This is a genomic window from Altererythrobacter epoxidivorans, assembly GCF_001281485.1.
In the GTDB taxonomy this organism is placed as follows: domain Bacteria; phylum Pseudomonadota; class Alphaproteobacteria; order Sphingomonadales; family Sphingomonadaceae; genus Erythrobacter; species Erythrobacter epoxidivorans.
Window position 1 is genome coordinate 166,730 of record NZ_CP012669.1, and the last position, 26,583, is coordinate 193,312.

23 protein-coding genes are annotated in these 26,583 nt (G+C 61.8%); 12 read left to right on the forward strand and 11 right to left on the reverse strand.

The window, feature by feature from the left end; genetic code table 11:
* The first annotated feature begins 1 nt into the window (after position 1).
* The 8 genes from AMC99_RS00830 to AMC99_RS00865 all read left to right on the forward strand — a co-directional run bounded on the left by AMC99_RS00830 (position 2) and on the right by AMC99_RS00865 (position 10,543).
* Positions 2 to 1,957, forward strand: coding sequence for an asparagine synthase-related protein (locus tag AMC99_RS00830; protein WP_061921547.1), 1,956 nt, complete (start codon positions 2 to 4; stop codon positions 1,955 to 1,957).
* A complete protein-coding gene (locus AMC99_RS13920; RefSeq protein ID WP_061921550.1) occupies positions 1,947 to 3,662 on the forward strand; it encodes an ABC transporter ATP-binding protein in 1,716 nt (571 codons plus the stop codon). The genes AMC99_RS00830 and AMC99_RS13920 overlap by 11 nt, the downstream gene beginning before the upstream one ends.
* Complete coding sequence (locus AMC99_RS00840; protein ID WP_083440026.1) at positions 3,640 to 4,872, forward strand: nucleotidyltransferase domain-containing protein; 1,233 nt, start codon at positions 3,640 to 3,642, stop codon at positions 4,870 to 4,872. The genes AMC99_RS13920 and AMC99_RS00840 overlap by 23 nt, the downstream gene beginning before the upstream one ends.
* A gap of 133 nt (positions 4,873 to 5,005) precedes the next feature.
* Positions 5,006 to 6,454 carry an oligosaccharide flippase family protein gene (locus AMC99_RS00845; RefSeq protein WP_061921556.1) on the forward strand — a complete coding sequence of 483 codons (1,449 nt, stop codon included), beginning with the start codon at positions 5,006 to 5,008 and terminating at the stop codon, positions 6,452 to 6,454.
* Between the two features lie 3 nt (positions 6,455 to 6,457).
* The gene (locus tag AMC99_RS00850; RefSeq protein ID WP_061921559.1) at positions 6,458 to 7,453 is read left to right on the forward strand and encodes an acyltransferase family protein; all 996 of its coding nucleotides are present in this window, start codon (positions 6,458 to 6,460) and stop codon (positions 7,451 to 7,453) included.
* A 4-nt stretch (positions 7,454 to 7,457) separates the two neighbouring features.
* On the forward strand, positions 7,458 to 8,225 hold the full coding sequence (locus tag AMC99_RS00855; protein WP_061921562.1) for a glycosyltransferase: 768 nt from the start codon (positions 7,458 to 7,460) through the stop codon (positions 8,223 to 8,225).
* 18 nt (positions 8,226 to 8,243) lie between these two features.
* Positions 8,244 to 9,569: an O-antigen ligase family protein gene (locus AMC99_RS14070; RefSeq protein ID WP_061921566.1), complete on the forward strand. Its 1,326-nt coding sequence runs from the start codon at positions 8,244 to 8,246 to the stop codon at positions 9,567 to 9,569.
* Positions 9,569 to 10,543 (forward strand): glycosyltransferase, encoded by a 975-nt coding sequence (locus AMC99_RS00865; protein WP_061921569.1) that lies wholly within the window; start codon positions 9,569 to 9,571, stop codon positions 10,541 to 10,543. The genes AMC99_RS14070 and AMC99_RS00865 overlap by 1 nt, the downstream gene beginning before the upstream one ends.
* Here AMC99_RS00865 and AMC99_RS00870 read toward each other — a convergent pair.
* Positions 10,540 to 12,585 (reverse strand): hypothetical protein, encoded by a 2,046-nt coding sequence (locus AMC99_RS00870; RefSeq protein WP_157058219.1) that lies wholly within the window; start codon positions 12,583 to 12,585, stop codon positions 10,540 to 10,542. The genes AMC99_RS00865 and AMC99_RS00870 overlap by 4 nt on opposite strands.
* On the reverse strand, positions 12,585 to 12,854 hold the full coding sequence (locus tag AMC99_RS00875; protein ID WP_061921573.1) for a spike base protein, RCAP_Rcc01079 family: 270 nt from the start codon (positions 12,852 to 12,854) through the stop codon (positions 12,585 to 12,587). The genes AMC99_RS00870 and AMC99_RS00875 overlap by 1 nt, the downstream gene beginning before the upstream one ends.
* Before the next feature lie 175 nt (positions 12,855 to 13,029).
* On the opposite strand from AMC99_RS00875, the gene AMC99_RS00880 reads away from it, so the two are divergent.
* Complete coding sequence (locus AMC99_RS00880) at positions 13,030 to 13,962, forward strand: glycosyltransferase family 2 protein (protein WP_061921576.1); 933 nt, start codon at positions 13,030 to 13,032, stop codon at positions 13,960 to 13,962.
* On the opposite strand, the gene AMC99_RS00885 is transcribed toward AMC99_RS00880, so the two are convergent.
* The 3 genes from AMC99_RS00885 to AMC99_RS00895 all read right to left on the reverse strand — a co-directional run bounded on the left by AMC99_RS00885 (position 13,956) and on the right by AMC99_RS00895 (position 18,038).
* A complete protein-coding gene (locus AMC99_RS00885; protein ID WP_198143554.1) occupies positions 13,956 to 14,837 on the reverse strand; it encodes a glycosyltransferase family 4 protein in 882 nt (293 codons plus the stop codon). The two genes, AMC99_RS00880 and AMC99_RS00885, sit on opposite strands and share 7 nt — an antisense overlap.
* A gap of 282 nt (positions 14,838 to 15,119) precedes the next feature.
* Complete coding sequence (locus AMC99_RS00890) at positions 15,120 to 17,330, reverse strand: GumC family protein (protein WP_061921581.1); 2,211 nt, start codon at positions 17,328 to 17,330, stop codon at positions 15,120 to 15,122.
* Between the two features lie 9 nt (positions 17,331 to 17,339).
* A complete protein-coding gene (locus AMC99_RS00895) occupies positions 17,340 to 18,038 on the reverse strand; it encodes a polysaccharide biosynthesis/export family protein (protein ID WP_061921583.1) in 699 nt (232 codons plus the stop codon).
* A 268-nt stretch (positions 18,039 to 18,306) separates the two neighbouring features.
* Between AMC99_RS00895 and AMC99_RS00900 the strand changes: the two genes are divergently transcribed.
* The gene (locus tag AMC99_RS00900; RefSeq protein WP_157058220.1) at positions 18,307 to 18,849 is read left to right on the forward strand and encodes a hypothetical protein; all 543 of its coding nucleotides are present in this window, start codon (positions 18,307 to 18,309) and stop codon (positions 18,847 to 18,849) included.
* Here the strand turns inward: AMC99_RS00900 and wecB are convergent.
* The 4 genes from wecB to AMC99_RS00920 form a co-directional block, all read right to left on the reverse strand.
* Positions 18,839 to 19,936, reverse strand: coding sequence for a non-hydrolyzing UDP-N-acetylglucosamine 2-epimerase (wecB, locus tag AMC99_RS00905; protein WP_061927498.1), 1,098 nt, complete (start codon positions 19,934 to 19,936; stop codon positions 18,839 to 18,841). The two genes, AMC99_RS00900 and wecB, sit on opposite strands and share 11 nt — an antisense overlap.
* 64 nt (positions 19,937 to 20,000) lie before the next feature.
* On the reverse strand, positions 20,001 to 21,281 hold the full coding sequence (gene wecC / locus AMC99_RS00910) for a UDP-N-acetyl-D-mannosamine dehydrogenase (protein WP_061927500.1): 1,281 nt from the start codon (positions 21,279 to 21,281) through the stop codon (positions 20,001 to 20,003).
* 93 nt (positions 21,282 to 21,374) lie between these two features.
* A complete protein-coding gene (locus AMC99_RS00915) occupies positions 21,375 to 21,860 on the reverse strand; it encodes a glycosyltransferase (RefSeq protein WP_061921589.1) in 486 nt (161 codons plus the stop codon).
* Positions 21,857 to 22,303 carry a glycosyltransferase family protein gene (locus tag AMC99_RS00920; RefSeq protein ID WP_061921592.1) on the reverse strand — a complete coding sequence of 149 codons (447 nt, stop codon included), beginning with the start codon at positions 22,301 to 22,303 and terminating at the stop codon, positions 21,857 to 21,859. Before AMC99_RS00920 ends, AMC99_RS00915 begins: the two co-directional genes overlap by 4 nt.
* A gap of 110 nt (positions 22,304 to 22,413) precedes the next feature.
* Here AMC99_RS00920 and AMC99_RS00925 point away from each other — a divergent pair, with 110 nt between their 5' ends.
* A complete protein-coding gene (locus AMC99_RS00925; RefSeq protein ID WP_061921595.1) occupies positions 22,414 to 23,496 on the forward strand; it encodes a CaiB/BaiF CoA transferase family protein in 1,083 nt (360 codons plus the stop codon).
* A gap of 56 nt (positions 23,497 to 23,552) precedes the next feature.
* The gene (locus AMC99_RS00930) at positions 23,553 to 24,179 is read left to right on the forward strand and encodes an exopolysaccharide biosynthesis protein (protein WP_061921599.1); all 627 of its coding nucleotides are present in this window, start codon (positions 23,553 to 23,555) and stop codon (positions 24,177 to 24,179) included.
* On the opposite strand, the gene AMC99_RS00935 is transcribed toward AMC99_RS00930, so the two are convergent.
* Positions 24,176 to 25,603 carry an efflux transporter outer membrane subunit gene (locus tag AMC99_RS00935; RefSeq protein WP_232301460.1) on the reverse strand — a complete coding sequence of 476 codons (1,428 nt, stop codon included), beginning with the start codon at positions 25,601 to 25,603 and terminating at the stop codon, positions 24,176 to 24,178. The genes AMC99_RS00930 and AMC99_RS00935 overlap by 4 nt on opposite strands.
* The gene (locus AMC99_RS00940) at positions 25,600 to 26,583 is read right to left on the reverse strand and encodes an efflux RND transporter periplasmic adaptor subunit (RefSeq protein WP_061921602.1); all 984 of its coding nucleotides are present in this window, start codon (positions 26,581 to 26,583) and stop codon (positions 25,600 to 25,602) included. Before AMC99_RS00940 ends, AMC99_RS00935 begins: the two co-directional genes overlap by 4 nt.

Consider the following 26,583-nt stretch of genomic DNA (forward strand, 5'->3'; position numbering starts at 1 on the left):
GATGACGCGCAACCTGCTCATTTGCGCGGCATTCGACCTTTCCGGCGGATCGCCGGGCGAGGCATGGTTCGACAGCTGCTGGCCGCGAATGCGTGACACGCTCTTGCTGGGCAGTGCGGGCGATATCCATGAAGGACGCGTGCTGAAAGCAGCCATTGCACTTCGCGAGGACAAGCTGCCCAGCCGTGAACCGCCGAAGGTGTCCCGGCATCTGTTCGAACCGGGTGCCGGCAATTACCATACCTTCGTCCTCGGACGGATCTTCGATAGCGACGATCTCGCCCGAAAATTGGGATGCGCCAAGTCGTCGTCCGAAGCCGGAATATATGCGTCTGCGTTTGAGCGCTGGGGCGAAGATTGCGACTGGCATCTGACCGGCGAATATGCCGCCATCCAGTGGTGGCCGGAGGAACGGCGTCTGCGCCTTGCCCGGTCTCCCTTGCGCGCACCGCCACTTCATGTGTGGCGCGAGGGAAGCAAGTTGATCGTCGGTTCCGTTCCTCGCACAATCTTTGCAGCAGGAATTGATCCGGTCATCGATCAGGAAAGGATGGCCGAATTCGCCCTGTTCTTCCGCGACCATCCCGAGGAAAGTCTGTTTCGCGGCCTTTCGCGGGTCGCGTGCGGTACGAACAGGTCGATTTCGCCTGACAGCGATCAGGCAAACCGGTTCTGGGATATTCGCAGCATTCCTCGCTGGACTCCGCGATCCGACGAGGAAGCGCTGGAAGCCGTCATGGTAGCATTCCAGCGAGCTGCTCGCGCGAATCTCGCCGACGTGTCCGATCCGGCTATTTCGCTATCTGGCGGGCTGGATTCGCAGATTTCTGCCAGTTTCCTGCTGGAAAGCATGAAGCCCGACCAGCGTCTGCGAAGCTATACCTCAGTGCCAGTCGCGGAATGGCTGCCGCCCGAAGATCATTCACTGGTCTATGACGAGAGCGACCGGGTCAGGGAGCTTGCCGCTATCTATCCCGCTCTCGAACCGACGTTCGTTTCGGCCGGAGACAGAACCTTCGGCGAAGGTCTCGACGCCCTGCTGCTGCTGGGCAGCTGGCCGACCTATAATGAAATGAACATGCACTGGGTGCACGAGATCTACCGCCAGGCAGGACGCGATGGCGCCCGCGTTATCTTCAACGCGGACTTGGGCGATGCAGGAATCAGCTTCGACGGTTGTGCCGCCCTGGCCGAATGGGCGGTGCGTGGCGATTGGGGGAGGTTCCTACGCGAAATCGGATCTCTGCAAGACGGCCGTTCGTTTTTGCGCAAGGCTGGCTCGCTGGGGTTGAGGCCGCATGTCCCTGCGAAGCTGCAGGACCAGGCAGACAGGTTTCGGGGACATTACACCTCGCCGTTTGAAAGCTGGTGCCCGCTCGATCCCCGGCATCCGGAGGTTCAGAAGGCGCTCGAAAGGGCTGCGGCGACGGGTCGTAGTGCGTCCATTCATCCGCCATCCTCGGTCGCATTGGCGAGGGAGCAGATGATTGCGCCAACGGTTTCGGAAGGGGCGGAATTCAATCAGGCGATGCGCCTCCTTCATGGAGTGGAAACGCGCGACCTGACAGCCTTCCGCCCGCTGTTCGAACTGGTCGTGTCACTTCCGCCGCACTACTTCCTGCACGATGGTGAGACGAGGTGGCTTGCCCGCCGCATTGCGGAAGGTCGCGTGCCTTCTTCTGTCTCGACATCGCAATCGACCGGTATCCAGTCTGCCGATTTTCCCGATCGTATCGCGCGCGATGCAGCGCAGGTCAGGGATTTCGTCGTTCAAGATGTGCCGCGCGGATCTGCGGCGGAACTGATCGATCGTGCACGGATCACCGCGTATCTGGACCGGCATGTCGCTGGGAGCGGGGTCGGATCGCACCGCTGGCAAAAACTGGTCTGCGCCCTGCCGCGTGGTGCCGCGCTCGCGCGTTTCGCGCAGCATGTTGAGGGTTTCAATGTCGGCTGACCGCGACCTTACGAGCCGCGAGGTCGTCGCCTTTCTGGCGAGGCAGGTCGAAACGCGCGAGATCGTGGTGCTGCTCGGCCTGATGCTTGTCGCCAGCCTGTCGGAAGGGCTGGGGCTGGTCCTGCTGATCCCGTTGACGCAGCTGTTCGTTGGGTCCGAAGGCGCGGCGGCTTCAAGCCTGCTTGCCTCACTTGCAGATGCCCCCGTCGCCGCGCTCCTCGCCGGGTTCGTCGGGCTCGTCAGCTTGCGTGCCGTGATCGTTTTCCTCGTAAACGAACGGCGCCGTGAAATCGGGCTCTCACTGGGAAGAAGGCTCCGCACACAGGCGCATGCAGCCCTGATGGGCGCAGACTGGCGCTGGTTGTCGCGCCAGCACAGCGGCGATCATGCTTCCCTGGTCATGGCAGAGGCGGACCGGGCGGCGGGCCTCGCAGATCACGTGCTTGTCACGTTGACGGGACTGGTAACGGTCGCGATCCTGCTGGTCTCGACTGCGTTGGTGTCATGGCAGGTTGCAGTTGCGATCCTGCTTTTTGGCGGCGCTGCTTCCCTCCTTTACGCGAACTTTTCGCGCGGGGGACAAGCGGAGGGACGCGCCTATGTCGCGGCCCACGGCAAGTTGCAGCGACTTGTTACCAATGCCCTGTCACATTTGCGCGCGGCGCGAATTGCGGGGGCGCAGCCAGGCATGGCACGCGATTTCGATACCGCCGTTAGTGACCTCGCCGCAGTAGAGCAGCGCTATTTTCGGGCCACTCATGCAGTAAACATGCTGTTCCAGATCGGTGCGGCATTTGCCCTCGCCATGTTCGTTTACGTAACGGTAGAGCTTGCAGCGATCCCGCTCGCATTCGCAATTCCGCTGACTGCGCTCGCTGTCCGACTCGTGCCTTTGCTGGGATCGCTCCAACAGGCGCGGCGTAGCTGGCAGTTCGACATTGCGGGGCTCGGCTACCTGTTGTCTTCGCTCGAAGACGCGCGGGCACATCCCGACGTCGCCGAGGCCGAGGTCCCGCCAGTGCATCTATCGCGAGAGCTGGCGCTTAGGGGCGTTACCCTGACCTATCACGGGCGGACCGATGCCGTATTCGAACATTTCGACATGGTGATCCCTGCCGGAGGAATCATCGCTGTCAGGGGGCAATCGGGTGCCGGCAAGAGCAGCCTTGCCGATCTCGTGTCCGGCCTGATCCGGCCCGACGAGGGCGATCTGTGCATCGATGGTGTTGCGCTCGGCGATGCACAAAGGGCCTCCTGGCGCAGGCACGTCGCCTATGTCGAGCAGGAGCCCTATCTCACCCCCGGCACGATTGCGCAGAACATCGCGTGGGGCGCGAGCGACAGTCCAGACCTGCAGGCAATCCGCGATGCCATTACCGCTGCTTCTGCCGAATTCGTCTTCGACTTGCCGCAAGGTATCGAAACCGAGATGGGCGAGGATGGGCGACTGTTTTCGGGCGGCGAGAAACAGCGCATCGCGCTGGCTCGCGCGTTGCTGGCAAAACCGCAGCTGCTGATCCTTGACGAAGTAACTGCGGGTCTCGACGCCCGGAATGCCGAGCAGATCGGCGCATCTGTCCGCGCCCTGCGTGGCCGGTGCACCGTCCTGATCCTATCGCATGACGAGCGGATGCTGGCGCTGGGCGACGAGGTATTAGACCTCGACGAAGCAAGGTCATTTCGTGCTCCAGAATCCGGGACGTGATGTGACGAGCGCGAAGGCCAGAACGGCGCTGCTCCGATGTCTCGCCAATCCAGACAGCGAATTGGCGGCGTGGGTTAATGGCTTCGACGCGGCTGAATGGAGCGAGTTGATCGACCTCGCGATCATGAGCAGGACGCAGTCGATACTCAGGCATTGCATCATGCGGTCCGGGCTTGCCGATCCCATGCCTTACGCTGTGGCTGCAAAACTGGAAGGCGCAGATCGCGAAGCGGCGCTCGTCTCACTGGCGCAGGGGCGGCAGGCCGTGCAGACAGTGCGCTCCTTGCACGAGGCCGGGTTCGCCCCGATCGCGCTGAAGGGTGCGGCTTTGGCCTACGGATATTATCCCGTTCCTGCGCTGCGGCAGATGCGCGATATCGATCTCCTGCTTCCTGCGGACCAAGCTATTGAGGCGCGCGCCCTGCTGCTCGGTCATGGGTTTCGCCCACATCCGAACGCAGCGCGGTACGGTCTCGAAAAAGGGCACCAGCTGCCCGAGCTCTACCATCCCGAAAGCGGTCTTCTCGTCGAGATCCATCACCGGCTCGGCCCGCCGGAATGGAAGGGTGAAACCTTGCTTCGGGACAGGGTGTTCGAGAGTGACGCGACGATATGCATTCTCGGTGAAATTATCCGAGTGCCGGATGCTGCATCCAATCTGCTCCATTTGGCAGAGCACGCCACGCTGCATCACCTGTTCGCAAACGGACCGGTCATTCTGACTGACCTGCACTACCTTCATGCAAGCGGAAAGGTGGACTGGGGTGCCGTTTCGAGGCTGGCACCCGAACTCGGGCTCGAGCGTTCGCTGTCTTTGCTGGCGGCAATTGCAGGGCGAAATGGCGCGCAGTGGCCGGAGGCGATGTCGTCGATAGATCGATCGATTTCTCACGAGCTTGCAGCGGCTGCGGTCGATGCAATGTTGTCGAGCGAAGAGACGCACCGCCAGCAGGCGCAACTGGCTCGCCAGAATGCCCGCAAGGAACTGGCTCTCATTAGGGCACTCAAACCCGATCCAACCGAACTGGCCCGTATCGGAGGGCACGATCCGGCCAGTGCCAGCCGCTGGTTCGGCTATCCCCGCTGGCTGGTGGAGAAGGGTGGTCGCTACCTGCGTAGCCGCTTCAATCGATCCACACCTGCCAAACAAGCCCGTCGAGCGGCGCTGGCAGGGTGGTTGCACGGTGAAGAACTTCCCCCCGGCGCTTGATCGCCGATGGCGCCTGCGGCAACGCGCGATAGTGCTTTTGCAGGCTGGCGTTTCCATTGGCGATGCCCTGCAAATATCGGTGATCAGGGTCCAATGGGCGACCGCGAAATAGCGGCAATGTCCGGAGCAAAGCGTGCGTCTTGCCACGAACAGCCTGTACAGCCTTGCCAGCCAGGTGCTGCCGCTGTTCGTGAGCCTTGCGACGATACCCCTATTCGTCACCGAACTAGGACCTGCTCGCTATGGCGCGCTCGCCATCATCTGGGTCCTCTTGGGATATTTCGGGGCGGCCGATTTCGGCATCAGCCGGGCAACTGCCCAGCGCATCGCATCTGATACGGACGGCGATGACCAGAGAAAGGCGCAGGCGATCTGGTCGGCCTTCCTGCTTGTGGGTGCATTCGGGGTTGTCGCCGGTGTGGTCGCCTGGGTTGCCGGAGTGGTCTATTTCGGCGACGCATTCGAGGCGTCCGATGCGCTGACCGATGAACTGGCGGTGGCGGCATGGCTGCTAGTGCCCAACATCATCCTTGCGGCCGCCGCCGGAGTGGCATCGGGTGCTCTGCTGGGTAGCGAGAGGTTCCGCCTGCTGGCGATCGGTACAGTCCTTTCCCAGACCATGTCGCAGATCATTCCGCTCGCCGTCGCAATGGCTTCCCAAGAAACAATGGCTGATTTGCTGACCGGCATTCTGGCCGGACGGGCAATCGGCGCGCTGTTCCTTTTTGCGGCCGTGGCAAAGGTATTCCTACTCGGGCACAGGATCTCTGCGGTCCGCGCCGAGATGAAAGGGCTGCTGAAATATGGTTCCTGGGTCATGGTCAGCTCATTGGTGTCGCCCTTCATGGTCACGGCCGACCGGATAGTGATCGGCGCAGTATTGGGCGCGGTCGCGGTGGCTGCCTATGCGATACCATTCCAGGTAGCCTATCGGACGCTCGCGCTGCCAATCGCCTTGTCGCAGGCGCTGTTTCCTCGCCTTGCCGCCTCGGACGACGAGGGAGCATCGCGCCTCAATCGCGATTTCGCGGTGTTCACCGCGTTGAGCTTCACGCCGGTCATCGCGGGTTTGATCGTGCTGTCTGGACCTCTGCTGAAACTGTGGCTGGGTGCGGCGCTCGATCCCCGGTCCATAATTGTCGGCCAGATCCTGCTCGCCGGCTTCTGGATCAATGCTGTCGCGCAGGTGCCGTTCAACTATCTCCAGGCGCGGGGGAATACTCGATTTACCGGCATCCTTCACCTCGCCGAGTTGCCGCTTTACCTGTTGCTTCTCGCTGGCCTTGGCTACGAATTTGGTCTGGCCGGTTTTGCCACAGCCTTCGCCCTTCGCTGCCTGATCGATGCCGCTGCGCTGTTCGTGCGGTCAGGGTTGATCGACAATGGCACGATGTCGAGGCTTGCCTTGCCGGCCATGGTGGTCGCCGTAGCATTGGCCATCGCGACAGGGCTGGAATTATCGGCTTTTGCGAGCTTCACCCTGGCTGCGATGGTCGTCGGGGCGAGCGCGGTGACCGCATGGACTTTCATGCCGGACCTGCTGCGCAGCCAGATCAAGCAGCTTGTCCGGAGCAAGGCGTAGGGCATGGCGGGCAACCGGATCGCATCTGTCGATGGACTTCGCGCTATCGCCTTGGGGCTAGTTCTCGGCGCGCATGCGGCGCCGCAAGTCATGCCCAGCGGCGGTGTCGGCGTCGACCTTTTCTTCGTCATCAGCGGCTTTGTGATCACGCGGCATCTGTACGAAGAGAAGCCGGCTTTCAGGCGCTTCTTCCTCAATCGAATTCTCAGGCTCTGGCCTGCTTCGATGCTGGTGCTCGGCTTTGTCGTGCTGCTCCTGTGGGCGGGATATGATTACGCGACCCCGACCGGGCTGATCGCCTCGCTCACCGGCTGGATGAACTGGGCGCGCGCATTCGACATGGTGCCGGGTTACGGCGGCAGGCTGGGCCATTACTGGAGCCTGGGCGTCGAAGAGCAGTTTTACCTTATCTGGCCCGCGCTGCTCGCCTTGGTCCTTGCAGGCAGGCGTAATCCAGTCGTTCTGCTGCTCGCAATCATTGCCGCCGTGACCGTGTGGCGTGTGGTTCTGTTTTTTGACGGGGCGAGCGGGATGCGCATTTACAACGGCCTCGACACACGCGCCGATGCGCTGGCCATCGGTTGCTTGCTCTATTTCGTCAAATGGCGGGCTTCGATAATATTGGGGGTCGCGGCGCTGGCGGGATTGCTAGTCTTGGCGCTGATTCCCGCAGAACTAGGTTCGGCTTACGACCTTGCACGCTATTCGATCGTCGGCGGTTTGAGCTTTATTGCCGTCGGTGCTGCGGCGAGTGGTGGCGGCATGCGCAATTCCCTGCTGGCAGCGGCACCGGTTCACTGGATGGGCCGCAGGTCATACGCGATCTACCTGTGGCACTACCCGGTTATCGGCCTTGCCAGCGCGATTGGCGTTGCCGCGGGTGTGAGGGGAGCGGTCTATGTCGGGGCGGCCATAATCGTATCGCTTGTCGCGGCGGAACTGACCTATCGTCTGGTCGAAAGACCGATAGACAGATGGCGTCATTCAAGGCTTGGTTGAAGGAATGACGACCTCCGGCCAGTTCTGCGCCATTGCAGCAGTCAACGATGATGCAATTGCCGCTGCCTGCCTTCGTCGATCGCCGGACATCGCCGAAGGCAGTCTGTCGCTGCACGAAATCGGCGGCGCAGAATCGATGGGCGCGGCCTACAATCGGGGTCTCGCGGGGACGGACGCACCCTATGTGGTACTGCTCCATCAGGATGTTTACTTGCCGGAGGGATGGCTTGCGCGCGCGGCAAAGGAAATCGGGCGACTGGAAAGCGCTCATCCGGATTGGGCGGTGGCTGGCGTCTATGGCCTGACGACCGACGGCAGGCACGCTGGCCGCGTCTGGGACGCGGTCTTCGGTCACGAATTGACGTCGTCCGTCCGGCTTCCGGCAGAAGTCCAGTCGCTCGACGAGCTCTTGCTCATCGTCAGGCGGGATCGTTTCGCAGGTTTCGACCCGAACCTGCCCAGCTTCCACCTCTATGGGACCGATGCTGTGCAAAGTGCGCTGCAATCCGGGTATGGGGCCTTCGCCTTGGACCTGCCGGTAGTGCATAACAACCGTCCTATCGAATCGCTGGGAGGCGGCTATGCGGATGCCTACCGCTACATGCAGGCGAAATGGGCGGATCGGCTGCCAATCGCGACATCGGTGTGCACGCTTAGCCGCAACCCGTGGCATCTCGCGCGGGTTCGCCTGCGCCGTTGGCGTGCGAAGGTCGAACGTGGCGGATTGCTCGGCGATGCCCGCGATTTTGCGCGGAAGGCTGGCTATGAATGACCGCAGGCGCTGCGCGGCGTGACCGGCGCTATTTCCGAAGCCAGCCCACCGGCAGAGGCGCAACCGGGCGAAGCAGGCAGGTTGCGTGACGATGTGGCCCGGTTGCTGCCGCTGGCGATCCTGACCTATTCCTATCTCCTGTTCCCCCCCGAAACGCGATTTGCTGCAGAGACGCTAGCGCTGCCGCTCTACCGCATCGCTATTATCGTATTCGCCTATCCGGCTGCGGCGCGGTTCATCCGCGGCGAGGTACGGATGCAGCTTCCCGATTTCCTTGTCCTCGCGGCAGCGGGGTGGATGATCGTGTCATTCCTTGCCGTTTACAGTGTCGGTGAAGGCCTCATCCGTTCGGGGGCGATCGTCATCGACACTGCCGGTGCCTATTTCGTCGCGCGATCGTCGGTACAGAACCTGACCGATTTGCGGCGGCTGCTGGTGATCCTGGCGCCGGGGCTCGCCTTTGCAGGGGCGACCATGTTCCTGGAAAGCATTTCCCGCGAAGTCTTTTATCGCCCGATGTTTGCAGGACTGCTCGGGCCGCTGCCCTTGTTTGCGGCGGGCGAGGTCGTCGGCACGATGGATACAGCGGCGCAACTGAGGCTGGGTTTGGCGCGAGGGCTGGGGCCTTTCTCGCACCAGATCCTTGGTGGCTCGATCCTTGCCAGCGTGTTTGCGCTCTATGCCCTTAGCCGGCTTAGGTCGTGGCCGCGATGGGCCGGACTTCTTGCGGCGGTCTGCGGGTTCTTTTCACTATCGTCTGCGGCCATTCTCGGATTGCTATTTGCGGCCGGAATGATTGTCACCGACCGGGTGCGGGCCATGGTCAGAGGCGCGAACTGGTATCTTATCCTTGCTGCATACGCCCTTGGTGCGCTCGCCCTGCAGGTCTTCTCGGAGAGCGGACTGATTAATCTCATCTCGCGCTTGACGCTCAATCCGCAGACCGCGTTCTATCGCCAGTTGATCTGGCAATACGGCTGGCAGGCTGTGTTGGAGCATCCGCTTGTCGGGCTAGGCTACGGGCAACATGACCGTCCGCAATGGCTGGGGCCCAGTGTCGATGCGCACTTCCTCGCCCTTGCGATCCGGCACGGCGTGCTGGTCCCAATACTCCTGATGACAGCCGTTATCGTCATAATGGTTGTTCTCGGACGATCGGTCGCGCGATCGCGCGGGATGGATCGCGACCTGCTGTTCGGCGTCAACGTTACCATCGCGATGCTTTTCACATTGTCGATGACGGTGATGTTCTTTTCCGAAGCGAACATCTGGTTCATGTCGATGATCGCGGTTGGTGCATCGCTCGCCTATGCGCCGATTACTCCTGCCGTCAGCAAAGATTGATGGGTTTCGACAGTGTTCGGGCTGGCGCGGTGGCGGTTGTCATGGCTGTTTACCGGCCTGACCTGTCCAGTCTGGAGCGCCAGGTCGAAACGATCCTGGCCCAGAGCGATGTCGACGTACGATTGATTGCGATGCTCGACGGACCCGGTGCAGAAGTCCCGGGACTGGACGCAATTCTGTCGCTCGACCAGCGGATCGAAACTGTCAGGTCGGCTTCGCAGCGCGGCGCGGCGGAGACATTCGTTACCGGGCTAGAGCATGCACTGGCCGGTAGTTGGGTAGGGCAGAACAGGGCTGCGATTGCATTCGCCGATCAGGACGATGTCTGGCATCCAGAGAAACTCGCGGCCACGCTTGGTGCGATGCGTGCCGAGCAATCCTCTGCCGCACATTGCGATCTTCGCGTCGTCGACGAAAACGGCAGGCTGATCGCGGAGTCCATCTTCGATTACGAAAAGCGCGTCAGGCATCCGTCGCTCATAGCACGGTTCTTTCGCAACAATGTGACCGGCCTGGTGATGGTCATGGATCAGGAAACCGCGGCGGCAGTCGTGCGCTTTGCTCGGTACAGGCCATCAGCCTGGTATCACGATCATTTCGCCGCTTTCCTTGCCGCGGTCAGGCACGGGATTGCTTTCCACGATGCCGTGCTTGCCGATTACGTCCAGCATGGGGGAAATCTTGTCGGAGCGCAGGGGCAGCGTTCGCGGGCGGACCGGTTATTGCAACTGAAAGATCACAATCGGGAGGCAGAAAGTTGGCTCGATGAAGGCGGCTTGCTGGTCGACGCTTTGCTGGACAGCGATTGGCCGACCGAAAGTGGAAGGTCCCATCTCGCGAAACTGCAAAACCTGCTTCGCAAGACTGGACCTTCGGGGTTATGGGCAGCGATGGCGGCGCTTCCGGAAACCCGGCTGAGCAATCCGGTCGCTGCCCTCAATTTTCGCAGGAAGTTGTATTCCGTATTCGGTTAGGCGGCGACCGCTCCTGCAGGGGATTCCGCTTGCCGGATCGAACCGTTCAGGTCGTGCAGAACAACTGCTGGTTTGAGGTTCGACAGGAGCGCTCCTTTCGGAGCGAAGTTGCCCGACGCTTCCGACACGAACAAATTGTTCTTGTTGCCACCACTGGTCGTTCCGGGCGGCGTGAGCGCGTCGACAGCCTGGACATGGTTGCCGGTGACTGCGGCATCGGGTTCGGGGGTTCCATACCAGCGCAATTCCGGAGCCACGTTGTTGGCCAGCAGGCAGTAGGCATCAGTCTGATAGGTGAGGTCCCCGCGCAGCCAGACGCCCTGGGTCGACCAGCTGTTGTGAGCGATGACGACATGACTGTGTGCGGCGTTCAGCTGGCTCCTGTCGCCAACCGGTTCGCTGTTTGCAAAGGCATTGTTCCATACGAGCATGTCGTTGATGCCGGGTGTGCCGAACATGAAGATGTCCTGCGCGCTGAGCCCGATGCCCTTGTTGAACGCGACAAGCACGTTTTCTTCCACGATCGAGCCACTGTCTTGCTTTTGGTAAAGATCGGCATGGATGTCCCAGGCGCAATAGAGATTGAGCGAGACATCCTTGACGTTGACCGGTGCGGTAAAAGCGAGGCCCAGACGGTTCTGCGTGGATAGCTGCGCGGCCCTGCGGCTGTCGTCGACCAGTGACGCGGTCCAGCCAGCAGGCAGATCTTCGTTGATCCAGTCGACAACGTTCGAAACCGAGAAATTCGTCCCGCCCAGCCAGTCGTTAAACCCGGTCCCGACCGTGAAACGGCCGATCTCGACACCGTTTTCCTTGGCGATGAAGATTCGCGAGGACCACCCTTCGATCGTCGCAGTGGTCGCCGGACCGGAGTAGGAGAGCGTCATCGCCAGAACGTCTTCACGGAACCAGCGGGAATCGAAATCCTCGATCTCGTTATAGACGACGCAATTCGCGCCATTGAACGCATCGCTCCAGCACTGTGTCAGCCGGTTTCCGCGAGCAAGTTCTGCCCCGATCGCGGCCCTGTGCAGATTGGTGGTGCTGCACTCGGTGAAAATCGGTTCGCCGCCGATCAGATAGGAAGCGCCGTCATAGATGTTCTTGCGGAACAGGGATTCGCGCCCGGCGGAATTTGTAAGTTTGCAGCCATCGAACCAGAACTGGCGTGCGGGTCCGCCGGTTTCATGGATCAATCCGGGACTGTACCGAAAATCGATCGTGATGTCGGAACCGTGGAAGCGCAATCCTTTCCACAAGGGACGAAAGGCGACGAAACTCGCACTGCTGTCCGGCCCCACGATGTTGACGGGCGCGCTGGCGGTGATCGTGCAATAGCCCGACCCGCCATAAACCGCGCCGGCACTGCCCATGACATAATCGCCAGCCTCGACAATGGTGATCCGCGGGTTCTGCGCGCCCTGCGTCCGCAGATACAGGAGCGCGGCACCGATCGACTTGTAACGCGATCCCGGCACCTCGGCAGGTGTCGCGGCGACTTCGACCTCTATGTCGTGAAGGACTTCGCTGGCGTGGAAACTGAAGGGGCCGATGACGCGATTTTGCATCGAGGCATCGCGCGGCACAGCTTCGAAATAGGCTTGCATTTCGCCTGCGAGCCCAACGGGTTTCCGGATCCTGGCCCACCAGCCGAAATAGGTTCTCGGAACACCGTTCGCATCATCGAAAGTGGCGAACTGCGGTTCGGGGATAATCTGCTGCGCGCCTTCCAAATGGAGGGTAACATGATCCAGGCCCATCGTATCCAACATGGAGCCCGAATCATTCGCACCGGCCATTACGCCGACCAGAAGATCTTCGGTGAAATGCTGGCTGGGGGCCACCATCAGGCGCATTGCGGGTTTTGCGGTCAACCGCTCCGGATCTACCGGGACGACCGCGAACCCGGAGCCTGCTGTTCCGTCCCAGGCTGCATCCGGCTCGAGCGTCGCAATCTGGACAGGGGCTGGCGGAGGTGTGCTGTCGCCACCCCCTCTGCGTGCGTATTTGCGGAACCCGTAACCGTATCCGAAACCCGCCATCAGATGAGGCCTACGATGTCGTTGGCCGTAGTACCTGTCTCGCGGACGGCGGAGGCGCGGATATCGAGTATCGAACCGCTTTGCAGGTTGCGGAAAATGATATCCTGCGATCCTTCGACCGGGCGCACCACGATGTCGCCGCCAGTGCCAATGAACAGAGCTTTTGTAACGGCGGTCAATTCGACCGCATCGCTGGGGGTTACATGAAAAGCATTATTCGCAGGGGCGATAAGGCTGTCGGAACTGGTGCTGAAATTGTCCTTAGGCATTGCCATCTCCATTGGGGTGGACGAAGAAGGCAGGCGATCTAACCAAATAGGTTATTGTAGGAAAACGGAAATTTGCTCATCGCGGAGCAGACAGGCTCAGGCATTGCGTCTGCGCCCGCAAACTGGGACATGCTGCCATGTCGCCAAACAGGAACGCTGCAATCCGTCTGATACGATGACACCCGCCAAAGACCATACGCCCGGACTCTCTGTCATCATGGTTAGCTACAACACGCGTGAGCTGACCTTGCGTGCGCTCGAAACACTATTGGCCGAAATCGGCGACAGGTCGATTCAGGTCATCGTCGTCGACAATGCATCGAGCGACGGGTCGGCACAGGCGATCGCGAGCGCCTTTCCTGAAGTCACACTGATCGAGAGCGAGACCAACCTGGGTTTTGCCAAGGCAAACAATCTTGCAGCGGAATCAGTTGTCGGGGAATGGCTTCTATTGCTCAATCCGGACACCGAAACGCGCCCGGGAATGCTCGATGCGTTCGATGCCTTTGTCAGCGCTCATCCCGAGCGTGGCATAATAGGCGGACGAACTTTCTATCCCGATGGCTCGCTCAACCCCTATTCCTGTGCTCGCCGGATGACGGTCTGGAGCCTGCTTTGTGCAGCCTTTGGTCTCAGCCGGGCATTTCCCGGTTCTTCCATTTTTAATCCGGAACAGATGGGGGGCTGGGCGCGCAATTCTGTGAAGGAAGTCGATATCGTTATCGGGTGCCTTTGCTTCATCCGTGCCGACATCTGGGCGCGGCTCGGCGGGTTCGATAAAGCCTTCTTCATGTATGGCGAGGATGCGGACCTTTGCCTGCGGGCAAGGGAATTGGGTGCGCGGCCTATAATTTCTCCTGATATCTGCATCGTGCATCATGTTGGCGCCTCTACGCCGGTGCGTTCGGACAAGCTGATCGATCTCATGCGAGCAAAGGCCACGCTAGTAACGAGACACTTCTCGCCTGCCACACGCCCACTCGGCAAATTGCTGCTGTGGGCCTGGGCATTCAATCGCTACCTCGCTTCGCGTGTTGGCGCCGCTGAAGATCGCGATGTCTGGGCGGAAGTGTGGGCCTCTCGTGCCGATTGGCTAAAGGGTTACTGAGCGTTCAGCGCTCTATCCAGGACCGACGCAAACTGGGTTGCAATTTCCGGCCGGGTGAACTGTTTTGCATGCGCGCTGGCCTGCCATTCGGCCACCTTCTGCTTCAAATCTTTCTCTTGTTCGAGAACATCATCCATCGCGTGTGCAATGGCGGTACGGTCACGAGGATCTACTCCGATGGCAAAAGGATGCTCATCGAAAAATCCGTCAATGGCGGCCCCCTTTGGATAAATGATCGGCAGGCCTGCGAACAAAGCCTCGATAAAGGAGAGGCCGAAGGTTTCTCGCTTCGATGGCATGACGAAAGCACTCGCCCGATTGAGCCGGTCGGCAACCTTGTTCCGTGAGAGCGCACCCTCGAACGAGATATTTGCGGCGCCCCTCGTTTCTTTCAGCGCCGATGCCAAATCCTTATCCGAGCCGCCGCCGATCACGGCAATCGGAGGCGCCTTGCTACCTCTCGCCAGCAGCCTGGAAGCGCCAGCGATCCCTGCGAGGTTCTTGCCGCGCGCATTGGCGAGATGGAACATCGTGACCAGTCCGCTCCCCGATGCAGCAGACGGGCGCGCGTGGTCGAGATCGGTAGGGCAGGGTATGATCCGGACCCCGCCCGATCGTTTGCCGAGCAGGTTCTCGACCCGCTCCAGTGACCAGGGCGCGAAGGAGACGACCGCAGCCGCCTCATGAAAAATCCGCGCGAATTCGCGGCGCAGGTCTGGCCTCGCGAGGAGTATCTTCAGATCGGTGTTGCCCTGGATGGTGATCCCGTACGGCAATTGGTTTTCGCGGGCTGCATAGGCGACGGCCAGCCCTTCGATAGTCAGTTTGTGAGCCCACAACAGTCCTGGCCGAAGTGCTTCGATTTCGTGGAGCAACTGCGCGCCCAGCCTCCGAAGCATCATGCGATGCAATATCCCAAGCGGAGGGGCTGTGTATTCCCATGCTTCGCCATGATCGAAAGAGATGCGCCGGGTGACCGGTTGGGAAGCGATGACGCCAAAGGGCCCGCTTGCGGTCGGGCTGGCCCGGTTGATCGAAATGACACGATGACCGAACCGATCCGATGTCAGGTCGAGCAGGCGCCTGATCACTTCGGTCTTGTTTGCAGCTATCGGGTCAGGGAAATCGCCCGTGACATGCAGGATCATGCGGCCGCCTCAGGCCGGGGCGGCTTCGCGATAGGTGTAATACTGGTACTCGTATCCGTAGTATTGTCCGGCCAGCAGCGCGCGATACTTGGTCATGACGATGCCAGGGATATAGGCGCCGGCATGAAGCAGGCGGCGGATCGCCGTACGGGCCTGTGACTGGTCGATCGCATTCGCCTCGAGCACGAAGACAGTCGCATCCACATGGCGCGACAGCAATGGCGCATCGGCAATGCCCATCACCGGTGAAGAATCGAAGATTATCCGGTCGAAATGCTCGCCCTGCTCATCGAGGAACTTCGTCAGCAGATCGGAAGACAAAAGCTCGACCGGATTGTCGGGTGCCTTCCCTCCGGGAAGAACCGTCAACCGCTCGGCAGTGCCCTGCAACTGGACGTCTGCAAGCGCGGCTTCACCTTTCAGAACGTCCGCGAAGCCTTTCTCGGGTCGCTTGTCCGCGATCAGTTTCGACAGGCCCGGCCGGCGCAAGTCGGCATCGACCAGCAGCGTGCGATAGCCGAGCTGGGCGAACTGGTTGGCAACCACCATCGATGTGGTCGATTTGCCTTCGGAGGCCTGGCTGCTGGTGAATTGCAGGACCCTGGAATCTGCGGGCAGGGCGTGTTCGATCGAACTGACGATCGAGGCGTAGGACTCGCTGAGTGCGCTGAAGGGCTGGGCGATTTCTTCGCGCAGGTTTTCGTTCTCGATGAACGGCGTGTGCCCGAGCAGCGGCAATCCGAGGCGTTCTTCGACTTCTTCGAGCGTCCGCAGCCGGTCGTCGAAAATTTCCCGTAGGATCGCAAGGCCGAAGGCCGAAGCAAGGCCGATGGCGATCGCGGCAAGCATGTTGCGCCACAGATTGGGCGTGACCGGCACCGTCGGGACGATCGCTGCGTCGAGCTTCGTGATCGAGCCTTCCTTGACGTTGGCGGCGGTCGAAATCTCGTTGAAGCGCGCAAGCAGGCTGGCCAGTTGCCCACGCAGCGCACGCGCTTCCCGGTCGAGCAAGTTGTACTGCACCCGGCGGTCCTGCTCGGCGAGCGATTCGCCCGTAACATTCTTCATTTCCGCGGCCAGAGCCTGTTCCTGGCGGCGAGCGATATCATACTCGTTGCGGACCGATGCCTTTATTTCCGATCCCGTACGGGCAATCTGCCGGTCGAGTTCCGCGATCTGCGCCCGCGCTTCGACGACAGTCGGGTAATTGTCATCGTAGCGCTGCTGGAGATCGACAAGCTCGGCCGCCTTGGTCGACCGTTGTTCGACGAGTGCCTGTACCACCTGGCTTTGCTGAACGCCCGGCAACTGAGCAGCCGGAAGGCCGGAAACGGTCCTCCAGCGCTGCTCGGCGGCGATGCGGCGGGCCCTTGCATCGGTGTAATTCTGGTTGATCGAAATGAGGTTCGATGCGGTAATCGTCGCTGCTTCGGATTCTGCTTCGTCGATCCCGCCGGTCGCGAGCGGCTTTACGATCCCGCTCTTGCGGGCATAGGCATTGGCCGCGAGCTCTGCATCCTGCAGTTTTCCGCGAACATCCGCGATCTGCTCCTGCAGGTAATCTTGCGCGTAGGCATTCGCGTCCAGGCTGCGGCGCATATCGTCGAGGACGAAATTGTCGGCATAGGCATTGGCGATTTCGGCGGCCAGCACCGGGTCCGGCGATCGGTACTCGATCGACATGATGCGGGAATCGAACGGGACGATGGCGGTAACGCCGCCCTGGAGCATGTCGACCACGGTCTCGCGCTTTTGACGTTCCCATGCGCGCTCGTCGGCTCCATTCGGCTTCGCGCCATCCATGCCTTCGGGCAGGAAACCCGCGCGCTCGGTCAACTTGAGCGAATCGGCAACGCGGTAGGCGAGATTGCGGCTTTCGACGACATTGCCGAGCGTGATGAAATAGCGACCGATCTCATTTGCCGGGACGACCGGGGCAAGATCCTGCCCTTCGACGATATTATTGCCATAGGGTTCGATCCGCACGGTCGATGCCGCCTTGTAGATCGGTGTCATGAGCAGCGTTGCGAAGAGGGCGGCAAGGATAACCAGTGCGAACGTCACGGCCATCACGTAACGTTGGCGATAAAGAAATCCCTTCAGCGCCGGCAGGGTCAGTGCCCGGTTCTGGCCGCCGTCTGCGTTGCTGTTGGGCAAGAAGCGATCGAGCCAAAATTCGCTTTTTCCGCCGCCGGGACCGATATGCTTGGCTTCGTTCATCGACCCACCCTACCAGTTGACGTTCGTGAAGAGGCCAAAGGCCGGAAGCGCGCGAAGGAGGTCCTGCCAGAATTGCGAAAGACCCGAGGTGCCGACCACGACCCGATCTCCGGGCTCGAGAACCGGATCGATCATTGTCCCCTGGCTGACCGCTCGGTAATCGAACTTGGCGACCATCATGCCGCCTTCGCCGCGACGGAATATCGCAACCTGCTTGAGATTGGCGATGCGGGTCGGCCCGTTGGCGAGCGCAATTGCTGAAGACAACCTGTCGCCCGGCTCGAATTCGAAAACGCCGGGATCGTCGACCCCGCCTTCGACCGTTACCCGGTGCGAGGCTGCATCGGTCAGGTTCACAGCCACCTCAGGGCGTTTCAGTCCGGCCACGCGCAACCTGTCGGCTATGATCGATGACAGTTCGCCCGGGGTAGTACCTTGGACCATGATCTGCCCGATCACGGGAAAGACGATCGTCCCGTCGAGACCGACCGGAACGCTTTCGACCGAAAGTTCGGGCTCACGATAAACCAGCACGGAAATCATGTCGGCCGGTCGCAAGCGATAGATCGGGTCTGCTTCTGTCTCGTAGGCTTCCTGGCCCATGTCGGGCGTCGGCAAAGTGGCCGTCGGCCCGACGGCCGGCGGCGGCATCGTGCCGCATGCGGAAATTGCGCACCCCAACGGGAGGAGCAGCAGCGCCTGCTTCATGCGTTTCAAGCCTCGATCCGATCCCGTGTTTCGCATTGGCGAATGTCGATCCTGTTCAAGCGACGTCGACAAATTGGCCCCAGCGATCCCACCCGCGCATGAACCAAGTCCGATTCGCCGCACAGTGTAGGAAATTGCCCTGCTTTTTTCACCGCGAAAGACCGATAAATGCCCCGAATTCTTTGCTTCGGGAGCCGGGTTGCGGATTTGATCGCGATGCCGTCTGAATATATTGCCCGGTCTCACTTCGATCAGCAGGTTTGCGGCATTGGAAAACAGTTTCACGCCTTCTTTTCTCAGCATCATTGCCGCCGGGTTTTACGTGATGGTCGCGATCTTTTGCGGGCGCGCCAGCGCAAAGGCGCAGCAATATCGCCGGAGCTGGATTGTTCTCGCCGCCGTCTTCGTGCTCCTGGCAGCCAGCCGGATGCTTAGCGTGGAAGATATCCTTCGCGATGGACTGCGTGAGATACTGCGCGCTGACGAGCTTTATGAAACACGCCGCGCGATCCAGTGGCCGATAGCGATTATCGCGCTTTCGGTCCTGGCAATGGTGGCGGGGTGGCAGGCGAAAACCTTCGCCGCTACTCAATCGCGTCGCGGTCGCATCGTCAGGCTCGCGATATTGGCGACCTATGGCATGGTCGGCTTGATTGCGTTGCGGATGATTTCTCTCGGGCCAATCGACCATTTCCTGAACGGTCCGCTGAAGCTCAACTGGATCCTCGACATGGGATTCAGTCTGGCCGTTCTGCTGGCGTCAATCAGATATGCTGCTTTGCCGAAATCAGGAGAACGCGTCAGGCGCTAAGACGTGATGGCTGCGCCTGATGGCGCTCGGCAATCGCTTCGGCGATGCGCATGGCAGCCTTTCCATCGCCATAGGGATTGTGCGCGCGCGACATCGCTTCATACGCGGCAGGATCGTCCAGCAGTCTGGTCGCTTCGGCCAGAATCCGGGCCGGATCGGTCGCTACCAGCTTGGCCGTTCCGGCGGCAATGCCCTCGGGCCTTTCGGTGGTGTCGCGCATCACGAGCACCGGCTTGCCCAGGCTTGGCGCTTCTTCCTGAACCCCGCCGCTATCGGTCAGGATCAGGTCCGACGCCTCCATCATGGCGACGAAGTTCGGGTAGTCGAGCGGCTCGATCAGGGCGATGTTCGCGTTCCCGTCCAGCATGGCGTGCATGACCCCGCCGACATTCGGGTTGGGGTGGACGGGATAGATGATGGCGACGTCGTCGCGGTTCGCCAGTTCGGCAAGGGCGGAGGCAATGTTGCGCATTCCCTGGCCGAAGTTCTCGCGGCGGTGCGCCGTCACGGCAATGATCCGCTTGCCTGCAAAGCGCGCCTTCAGCGGCGCGACAGCAGGGGCGAGTGACGTATCGGCAGTAATGCGCGACTTCATCCAGAGCAGGGCGTCGATGACAGTGTTGCCGGTCACGAAGACGTTTGCCGGATCGACAGTTTCGGAAATCAGCGCATCGGCAGAGGCCTGCGTCGGTGCGAAATGCATGTCGGCGATCACGCCTGTGACCCTGCGATTGCCCTCTTCCGGCCAAGGCGAATAAATATCGCCGCTACGCAAGCCGGCTTCGACATGGCCGACCGGGATCTGCCTGAAATAGCAGGCCAGCGTGACCATCATGGTCGTCAGTGTATCGCCGTGCACCAGCACGCGGTCGGGCTTGGTCTTGTCCAGAGCCTCGCCAAAGTGGGTGATGATACGGGCGGACAGCGCGTCCAGGCTTTGCCCCGGCTGCATCAGGTCGAGATCGATGTCGGGTGTAATTCCTGAAATGGCGAGGACCTGGTCGAGCATCTCGCGATGCTGTGCTGTCACCGCTACCTGAGTGTCGAACTGACCGGTCTTGCGAAGCGCATCGACCACGGGAAACATCTTGATCGCTTCAGGACGTGTCCCGAAGGTGACGAGGATTTTCGTCTTGTTCACGAGGTTTCCTTCAGTCCTTCAACATTCCGCGCGTGTCATAGACCATCTTGCCCGCCAGCGATGCAAGATCGAGGTGCTTGAACCCGTCGTGATCGACGAGGATGACGACGATGCCTGCATCGTCGAGCGCAGTGTCGAGCGACGTCTTGGTCGCGCCTGATCCGTCAAAACCACGCGGCAGTTCGTCCGCATAGGGTTCGACAATCAACAATCGCTCGCCCTCGTCTTGCGCGATTTCGAGCGCGATTTCGAGCGCCGGGCTTTCGCGGAAGTCGTCGATATTGGGTTTGAAAGCGAGGCCGAGCAGCGCGACTTTCGCTTCCGGAGCAGCAGCCATCAGAGCGCGGATGCGGTCGGCAGTATGGTGCGCCTTGTGATCGTTGACCTCGCGGGCGGTGCGGATGAGGCGCGCTTGTTTGGGAGCGCTCGCTACGAGGAACCACGGATCGACGGCGATGCAATGGCCGCCGACGCCTGGGCCCGGCTGAAGGATGTTGACGCGGGGATGACGGTTGGCGAGGCGGATAACGTCCCACACATCGATACCGATCTCGTCAGCCACCATCGAAAGCTCGTTGGCAAAGGCGATATTCACGTCGCGGAAGCTGTTTTCAACCAGCTTCACCGTTTCTGCGACGCGGGCATTCGTGACCAGGCATTCGCCCTTCACGAAGCTGCGGTAAAGCGTCGCGGCTTTTTCCGCGCATGCTTCGGTAACGCCGCCGATGACACGGTCGTTTGACACGAGTTCGGTCACGATCTTGCCGGGCAGGACGCGTTCGGGACAATAGGCAAGGGCAATATCGCCCGAGCTGTCATCGCCAAAGGATGGCACGGCCAGGTCAGGACGCATCTCGGAAATGATTTCGCCGACACGCTCGGTCGTGCCGATGGGGGATGTGCTCTCGACGATAACGCATGCTCCCTTCGAGAGGGCAGGAGCAATCGCGCGGGCGGCCGCTTCGACGAAGGAGATGTCGGGCTTTGCCCCGGGTGCCAGCGGCGTCGGAACCGCGATCATGTAGAAATGCGCGCGCGGTACGGTGGTCGAGGCGACCAACCTGTCGGCATCGACTGCTTCATGGACGAGGCGGTCGAGGTCGCGTTCTTCGATGTGCACACCGCCAGAGTTGACGGTTTCGACCACGCGTTGCGAGACATCGACCCCGCATACCGACCAGCCATAGCTCGCCAGCACGGCCGCCGTCGGCAACCCGATGTAACCAAGCCCGATGACAGCAACCTGATGGTCATAGGCCGGTTCCGGCCACGTTTTGATGACAGCTTCCATGACGCGCATCCATGGCGCCTTGGTCTCAAAAACTGGTTAATTCGGCCCGGTTTTTCATGCTGCAACGCTAGGATTTGTGCGGTTTGGTGTCGGTTAACGTGTGCCGCCTTCGTGGATGAACTCCGCGACAGCATCGACAAGCTGGCGTGCGCCCCGGTTTTCCGCAGTCGAAATATCGCCAGCGGCAAGGCCTTTGGCGATGGCGCCGGGAAGCTCTGCTTCGTCCATCGCAATGAAAACGCCCGGTTTGCCGACCAGTTTCCTGGCCGTCGCGAGCTGGTGATCGCTCCTGTGCTCGCCGAAACCGGCAGTGCGCGGCATCAGCACAATCGGTTTGCCTAGCCTCCGCGCCGTCAACACCGATCCGATGCCGGCATGTGCGACGATCAGCGCGGCATGGCGCGCCAGCTGCTCGAACTCTGCAGGCCCGAAGCGCTCTTGGACGGCGATATTCTGCGGCTGGTAAGATCCCGTCCAGTTCTGGGCGATCACTTCGATGCCGAGCCCCGGCTGGATCGCGTCCATCGCCTGGACCAGCCTGTCGAACGGCAGTTGGGTCCCGACGGTGACGAGGATCACAGCACGCTCCCCGCAAATTCGATTCCCGGTGGGCCGGCCAGATCCTCCCACTGGGTCAGGCATCTGTCGGCAAAACGCCGGGCGAGCCTGCCGGACAAGGAGAGGCTCTCGGCATTGGCGACGCTATCGATCCAGAGCGTTCGTGCGCCCATGAAATGCGCCCAGAATAGGCAGAAAAAACCTGGCGCGGCCCCGGTCGTCACCACGACATCGGGCCTTGTCCTGCGAAAGAGACTGAACGTGACACAAAGGCACCATAACGCGCGCAAGGGTTGCGTCAGGTTGCAGTCGGGTATCGCGATCGCGTCGCCAAGGCCGAGGTGCCGCGCCTGGCCGGTTGCGGGCGTCGCGAATATGGTTTCGCATCCATCGAAGGCAGCAGCGATCAGCGCCATCTGTTCCAGATGTCCGCCACCCGATGATGCTGCGAGTACCTTGGTCATGGCCTCTCTTCTTCGCCATGCTCGCCCCAAGTCAATGCGGCACGCCAGATCATCCCCTCTTGCCAGCAATCGCGGCGCTCGCCATGCATTGTCCAAAGGGAGAAACAGGAATGACACAATCGAACGGTCCGCTGACGGGTCTGAAGGTAATCGAATTCGTCGGGATCGGTCCCGGCCCGCATGTCGCGATGATGCTGGCCGACCTTGGCGCGGAAGTCGTGCGTATCGAGCGTCAGGGCGGACAGGTCGTGAACCGCGTGGTGGAGCGCGCACGGCACCGCGTGGCGGTCGATGTGAAAAGCGACGAGGGCCGCCAGTTCTGCATCGATGCGGCAAGGCATGCCGACGTGCTGGTCGAAGGTTTCCGGCCGGGTGTCATGGAGCGGCTCGGCTTGGGGCCCGATGAACTTCTCGCGGTGAACCCCGGCCTCGTGTTCGCCCGGATGACGGGTTGGGGACAGGAAGGCCCGCTGGCGAAGGCGGCAGGGCATGACCTCAACTATATCGCGGTGACAGGCGCCCTTCACGCCATCGGCAACAAGGGCGAGCTTCCGATCCCGCCGCAAAACCTCGTCGGCGATTTCGGCGGCGGCTCGATGTATTGCGTGCTCGGCATCCTTGCCGCGCTCTACGAAAGGGAGCGGAGCGGGAAGGGGCAGGTTGTCGACGCAGCGATCGTCGATGGAACGACCAGCCTGATGAGCTTCTTCTTCGGCCAGCCGCCCAGCGCATTGCGGACGACCCAGCGCGGCACCGGCCTTCTGGGCGGCGCAGCCCATTTCTATCGCTGCTATGCCTGCAAGGATGGCAAGGAGATCAGCGTCGGCGCGATCGAACCGCAATTCTATGCCGAACTGCTCGAACGCGCGGATGCACCTGCCGAATTGCGCGAGGGCCAGATGAACCCCGCCAATTGGGACGATTACGCCGATCGGCTGGCAGAGATGTTCGCGACCCGGACGCAGGCCGAATGGTGCGAAATCCTGGAAGGCACCGATGCCTGCTTCGCACCGGTTGTCCCCCTCGACGAGGCGAAGGATCATCCGCACATGAAAGCGCGCGAGGCCTATGTCGAACGCGACGGCGTGTGGCACACGGCCCCTGCACCGCGTTTCAGCCGGACCCCGGGCACCATTCGCGACAGCGCGATGGACGGTGACGAGGTCGTTCGCCGCTGGGCCGGGGACGCCTGACGCTACGGTCCGGTCCCGTTTCGGCACCTCGTGCGTTGAACGGTCTGGAGGCGGGAATGTCGCATCAACCCGAAAGTGTCGAGGAAACGGTCGAGGCGATCGAAGACCTCGCCGACAAGCAGAGCGAGGTCTGCATATCCGACGTCGTCGACGAGTTCGGCAGGCGCAGTTTCGGCCCGTTCCTGATGATTTTCGCGCTGATCGAGATCACGCCCGTCGGCGGCATTCCCGGCGTTCCGACATTCCTGGCGCTGGTCTGCGCTCTGATCGCATTGCAGATGCTGGCCGGTCGCGATCACATCTGGATACCCGACTGGATCGAAAACCGTTCGGTCGGAGCGGACAAGCTCCGCAAATCGGCAGAGAAGCTGGAAGGGATCGCGCATTGGCTCGACAAGCGATTCCACGGCCGGTTGAAGCGCTTTACCGGGCGGGGGTGGCAAAAGGTCGCCGCCGCCGTCGTGATCCTGCTCTGCTGTGCGGTTCCGCCGCTCGAATTGCTGCCATTTGCGAGCAGTGGACCGATGCTGGCGATTGCCGCATTCGGACTGGCCATAATGGTGCGCGATGGCGGGCTGATGCTCGGCGCGCTGGCGATTTCCGCCCTCGTCGCGGGTGGTAGTGCCTATTACTACTTTACCGCAGACGCCTCGGGCGGCGGGGGTTTCCTCGGCCTGTTCTAGCTTTGGGGTGTCAGTGGCGAAAGGTCGCTGCCGCCGAGTGCCTGCCACAGCAAGACACGGGCGCGGCGTGCCCTGCCACCAGCGGCGACGGCGCGTTCGGTACTCCCATCGGCAGCCCTTCGCGCATCGAGCACGGTCAGGAAATCGGCAAGCCCTGCGCGGTATCGCGTTTCTGCCAGGTCGGCGGCGCGTTCCAGTTGCGCGGTCTCAAGGTTCGCCGCAGCCAGTTCGGCATCGGCTGCCGCAACCAGTCCGTATGCCGTTTCGGCATCGCCCAATGCCGTGAACACTGCGCCGCGATAGGCGGCAAAGGCGGCGCGCTTGTTTGCTGCTGCTCCATCGATTTCCGCCTCGATCCGTCCGAAATCGAGTAGCGGCGCAGCAAGGCCAGCAGCCAGTGAACCGACAATCGAATCCTCGTCGAACAGGTCGCCCGGACTGAATGCCAAGAGGCCAATGGCTGCCGAAAGGGTGAGCTTGGGAAAGCGCTGGCGCGCCGTCGCGGCCAGTTCCGCATCGCTTGCGGCAAGGTTTGCCTCTGCCCCGCGAACGTCGGGGCGATTGGCCAGCAATTGCGACGGCAGGGTGGCAGGCGCAGCCGGCGCCGAGGTCACGGGTAGGGGTGAAACAAATGCCTGTTTCACTACCTCAGGTTGAGCGCCGGTCAGGGTAACAAGCCGTCCGAACAACCGCGCCTTCTCACTGCCGAGAGCGGCAAGGCGGCTGCGCGTTGTCGCGGCGGTTGCTTCCGCCCTGATGCGGTCGAACCCCGGCGCAAGGCCGGCCTGTTCCCGGTCGGCTGCCAGCCGGGCGATGGCGGTCGCCGCCTCCATGTCTTGCGACAGGGTGTAGCCGCGAGCTTCGACGCTGCGATAATCGATGACCGTGGCGGCGATTTCCGCGATCAGGGCCAGCCGAACGGCCTGTGCCTGCGCGTCGGCGGCATCGACCCGCGCCAGTGCTGCGCGCTCGCTCGCCTTCAGCACTCCGAAAAGGTCCAGGTCCCATCGTGCGGTCACATTCGCGGCATAGGCGGTGCGCTCGGTATCGATGCCGATGCCCGGGGGCAGGCTGGCGGCGAATTGTGCGGGATTCGTGCGGGTCGCGGTAACCGAGGCATCGGCCCCGATCGACGGCAACCGGTTGGCGCCTGCGCGTGCGGCTCCGGCGCGGGCTGCCTCTACCCTGGCGAGCGCTTCTGAAAGCGTCGGAGCGTCGTTCAGGGCAAGCCCGGCAAGCGTGGTGAAGGCGGCATCATCGGTCGGCAGCAACGCCGCCAGCGCTGCGCCTTCTTCTGCCTGGGGCGCGAACAGGAACGTGTCGGGCAGGACGGGTCGCGGCGTCTCGATCTGCGGCGCGGGCCCTGCAACGCAGGCTGAAAGCGCCAGAGGCGCAGCCATCAGGGCAAGGTGCGTGCGTCTCACTTCGCTGCAGCCTTTGCCGGGATGAATGCGTCGATCTGCTGGCCCACGCGGAACTTGTCACGCGCACTATCGGGCAGGGCATAGATCAACTGCAACACGCGCACATCGACCCGTTCCTGCGCGGAATTGGTCAGCGACCGCTTCGGCACGACAAGGGGTTCTGCGCGAACGAAAATTGCCTCGACCTGGTCTTTTGCCGCTCCGCGCGGGCTGACCTGCGCTGCCTTGCCCAGATCGACACGGTTCGCTTCGTCCTCGTCGACGTCGACGCGGACGTGCAAGGGGCGGGTTTCCCCCATCTGGATGAAGGGCGGAGAGCTGCTGCCCATGGTACTGACATATTCGCCGGGGCGGATGTTCACTGCCAGGATCTCGCCTGCAATCGGTGCGCGCACGGTCAGGCGGCCGAGTTCGGTTCGCGCGCTCGCTGCGGCGGCCTGTGCGGCGCTCAGCCGGGCACGGGCCAGTTCCAGACGGCTGGCAGCGGCGCTTGCATCCCCTTCTGCGCGGATCACTTCGGCGCGGCTGACGGCGGCGGGATCCTCGATTTCGCGATAGAGCGCCAGCTGCTTGCCGGCCGTGGCACGGGCGGTCTGCGCTTCGCGGATGGCGGCGCTCGCTTCCCCGATGGCTGCGTTCGCTTCCGACAGGCGGGCGCGGGCCGATCGGTCGTCGACCACGAACAGCACTTCGCCCCTGCCCACGAACTGCCCCGGCTGGACGCGGAGGTCCGTAACCAGCCCGGCAAGCGCGGTTCCGATATCAATGATCTCGCTCGACGGTTCGACCACGCCTGCACCGGCGACCCGCGGCGAGTTCGCAAGGGCACCGGTCGCCTGGGCGGGCTGCTGCGTCGGTTGCTCCAGCGTGCGGTCAGGCAGGCCAAAGACGATGAAGGCGATTGCGCCCAGAACTCCGAGCGCCGCTATCACGGGCAGGACCTGCCGCGAAATGCTGATGTTTTTCGGGAGCAAAGCCAT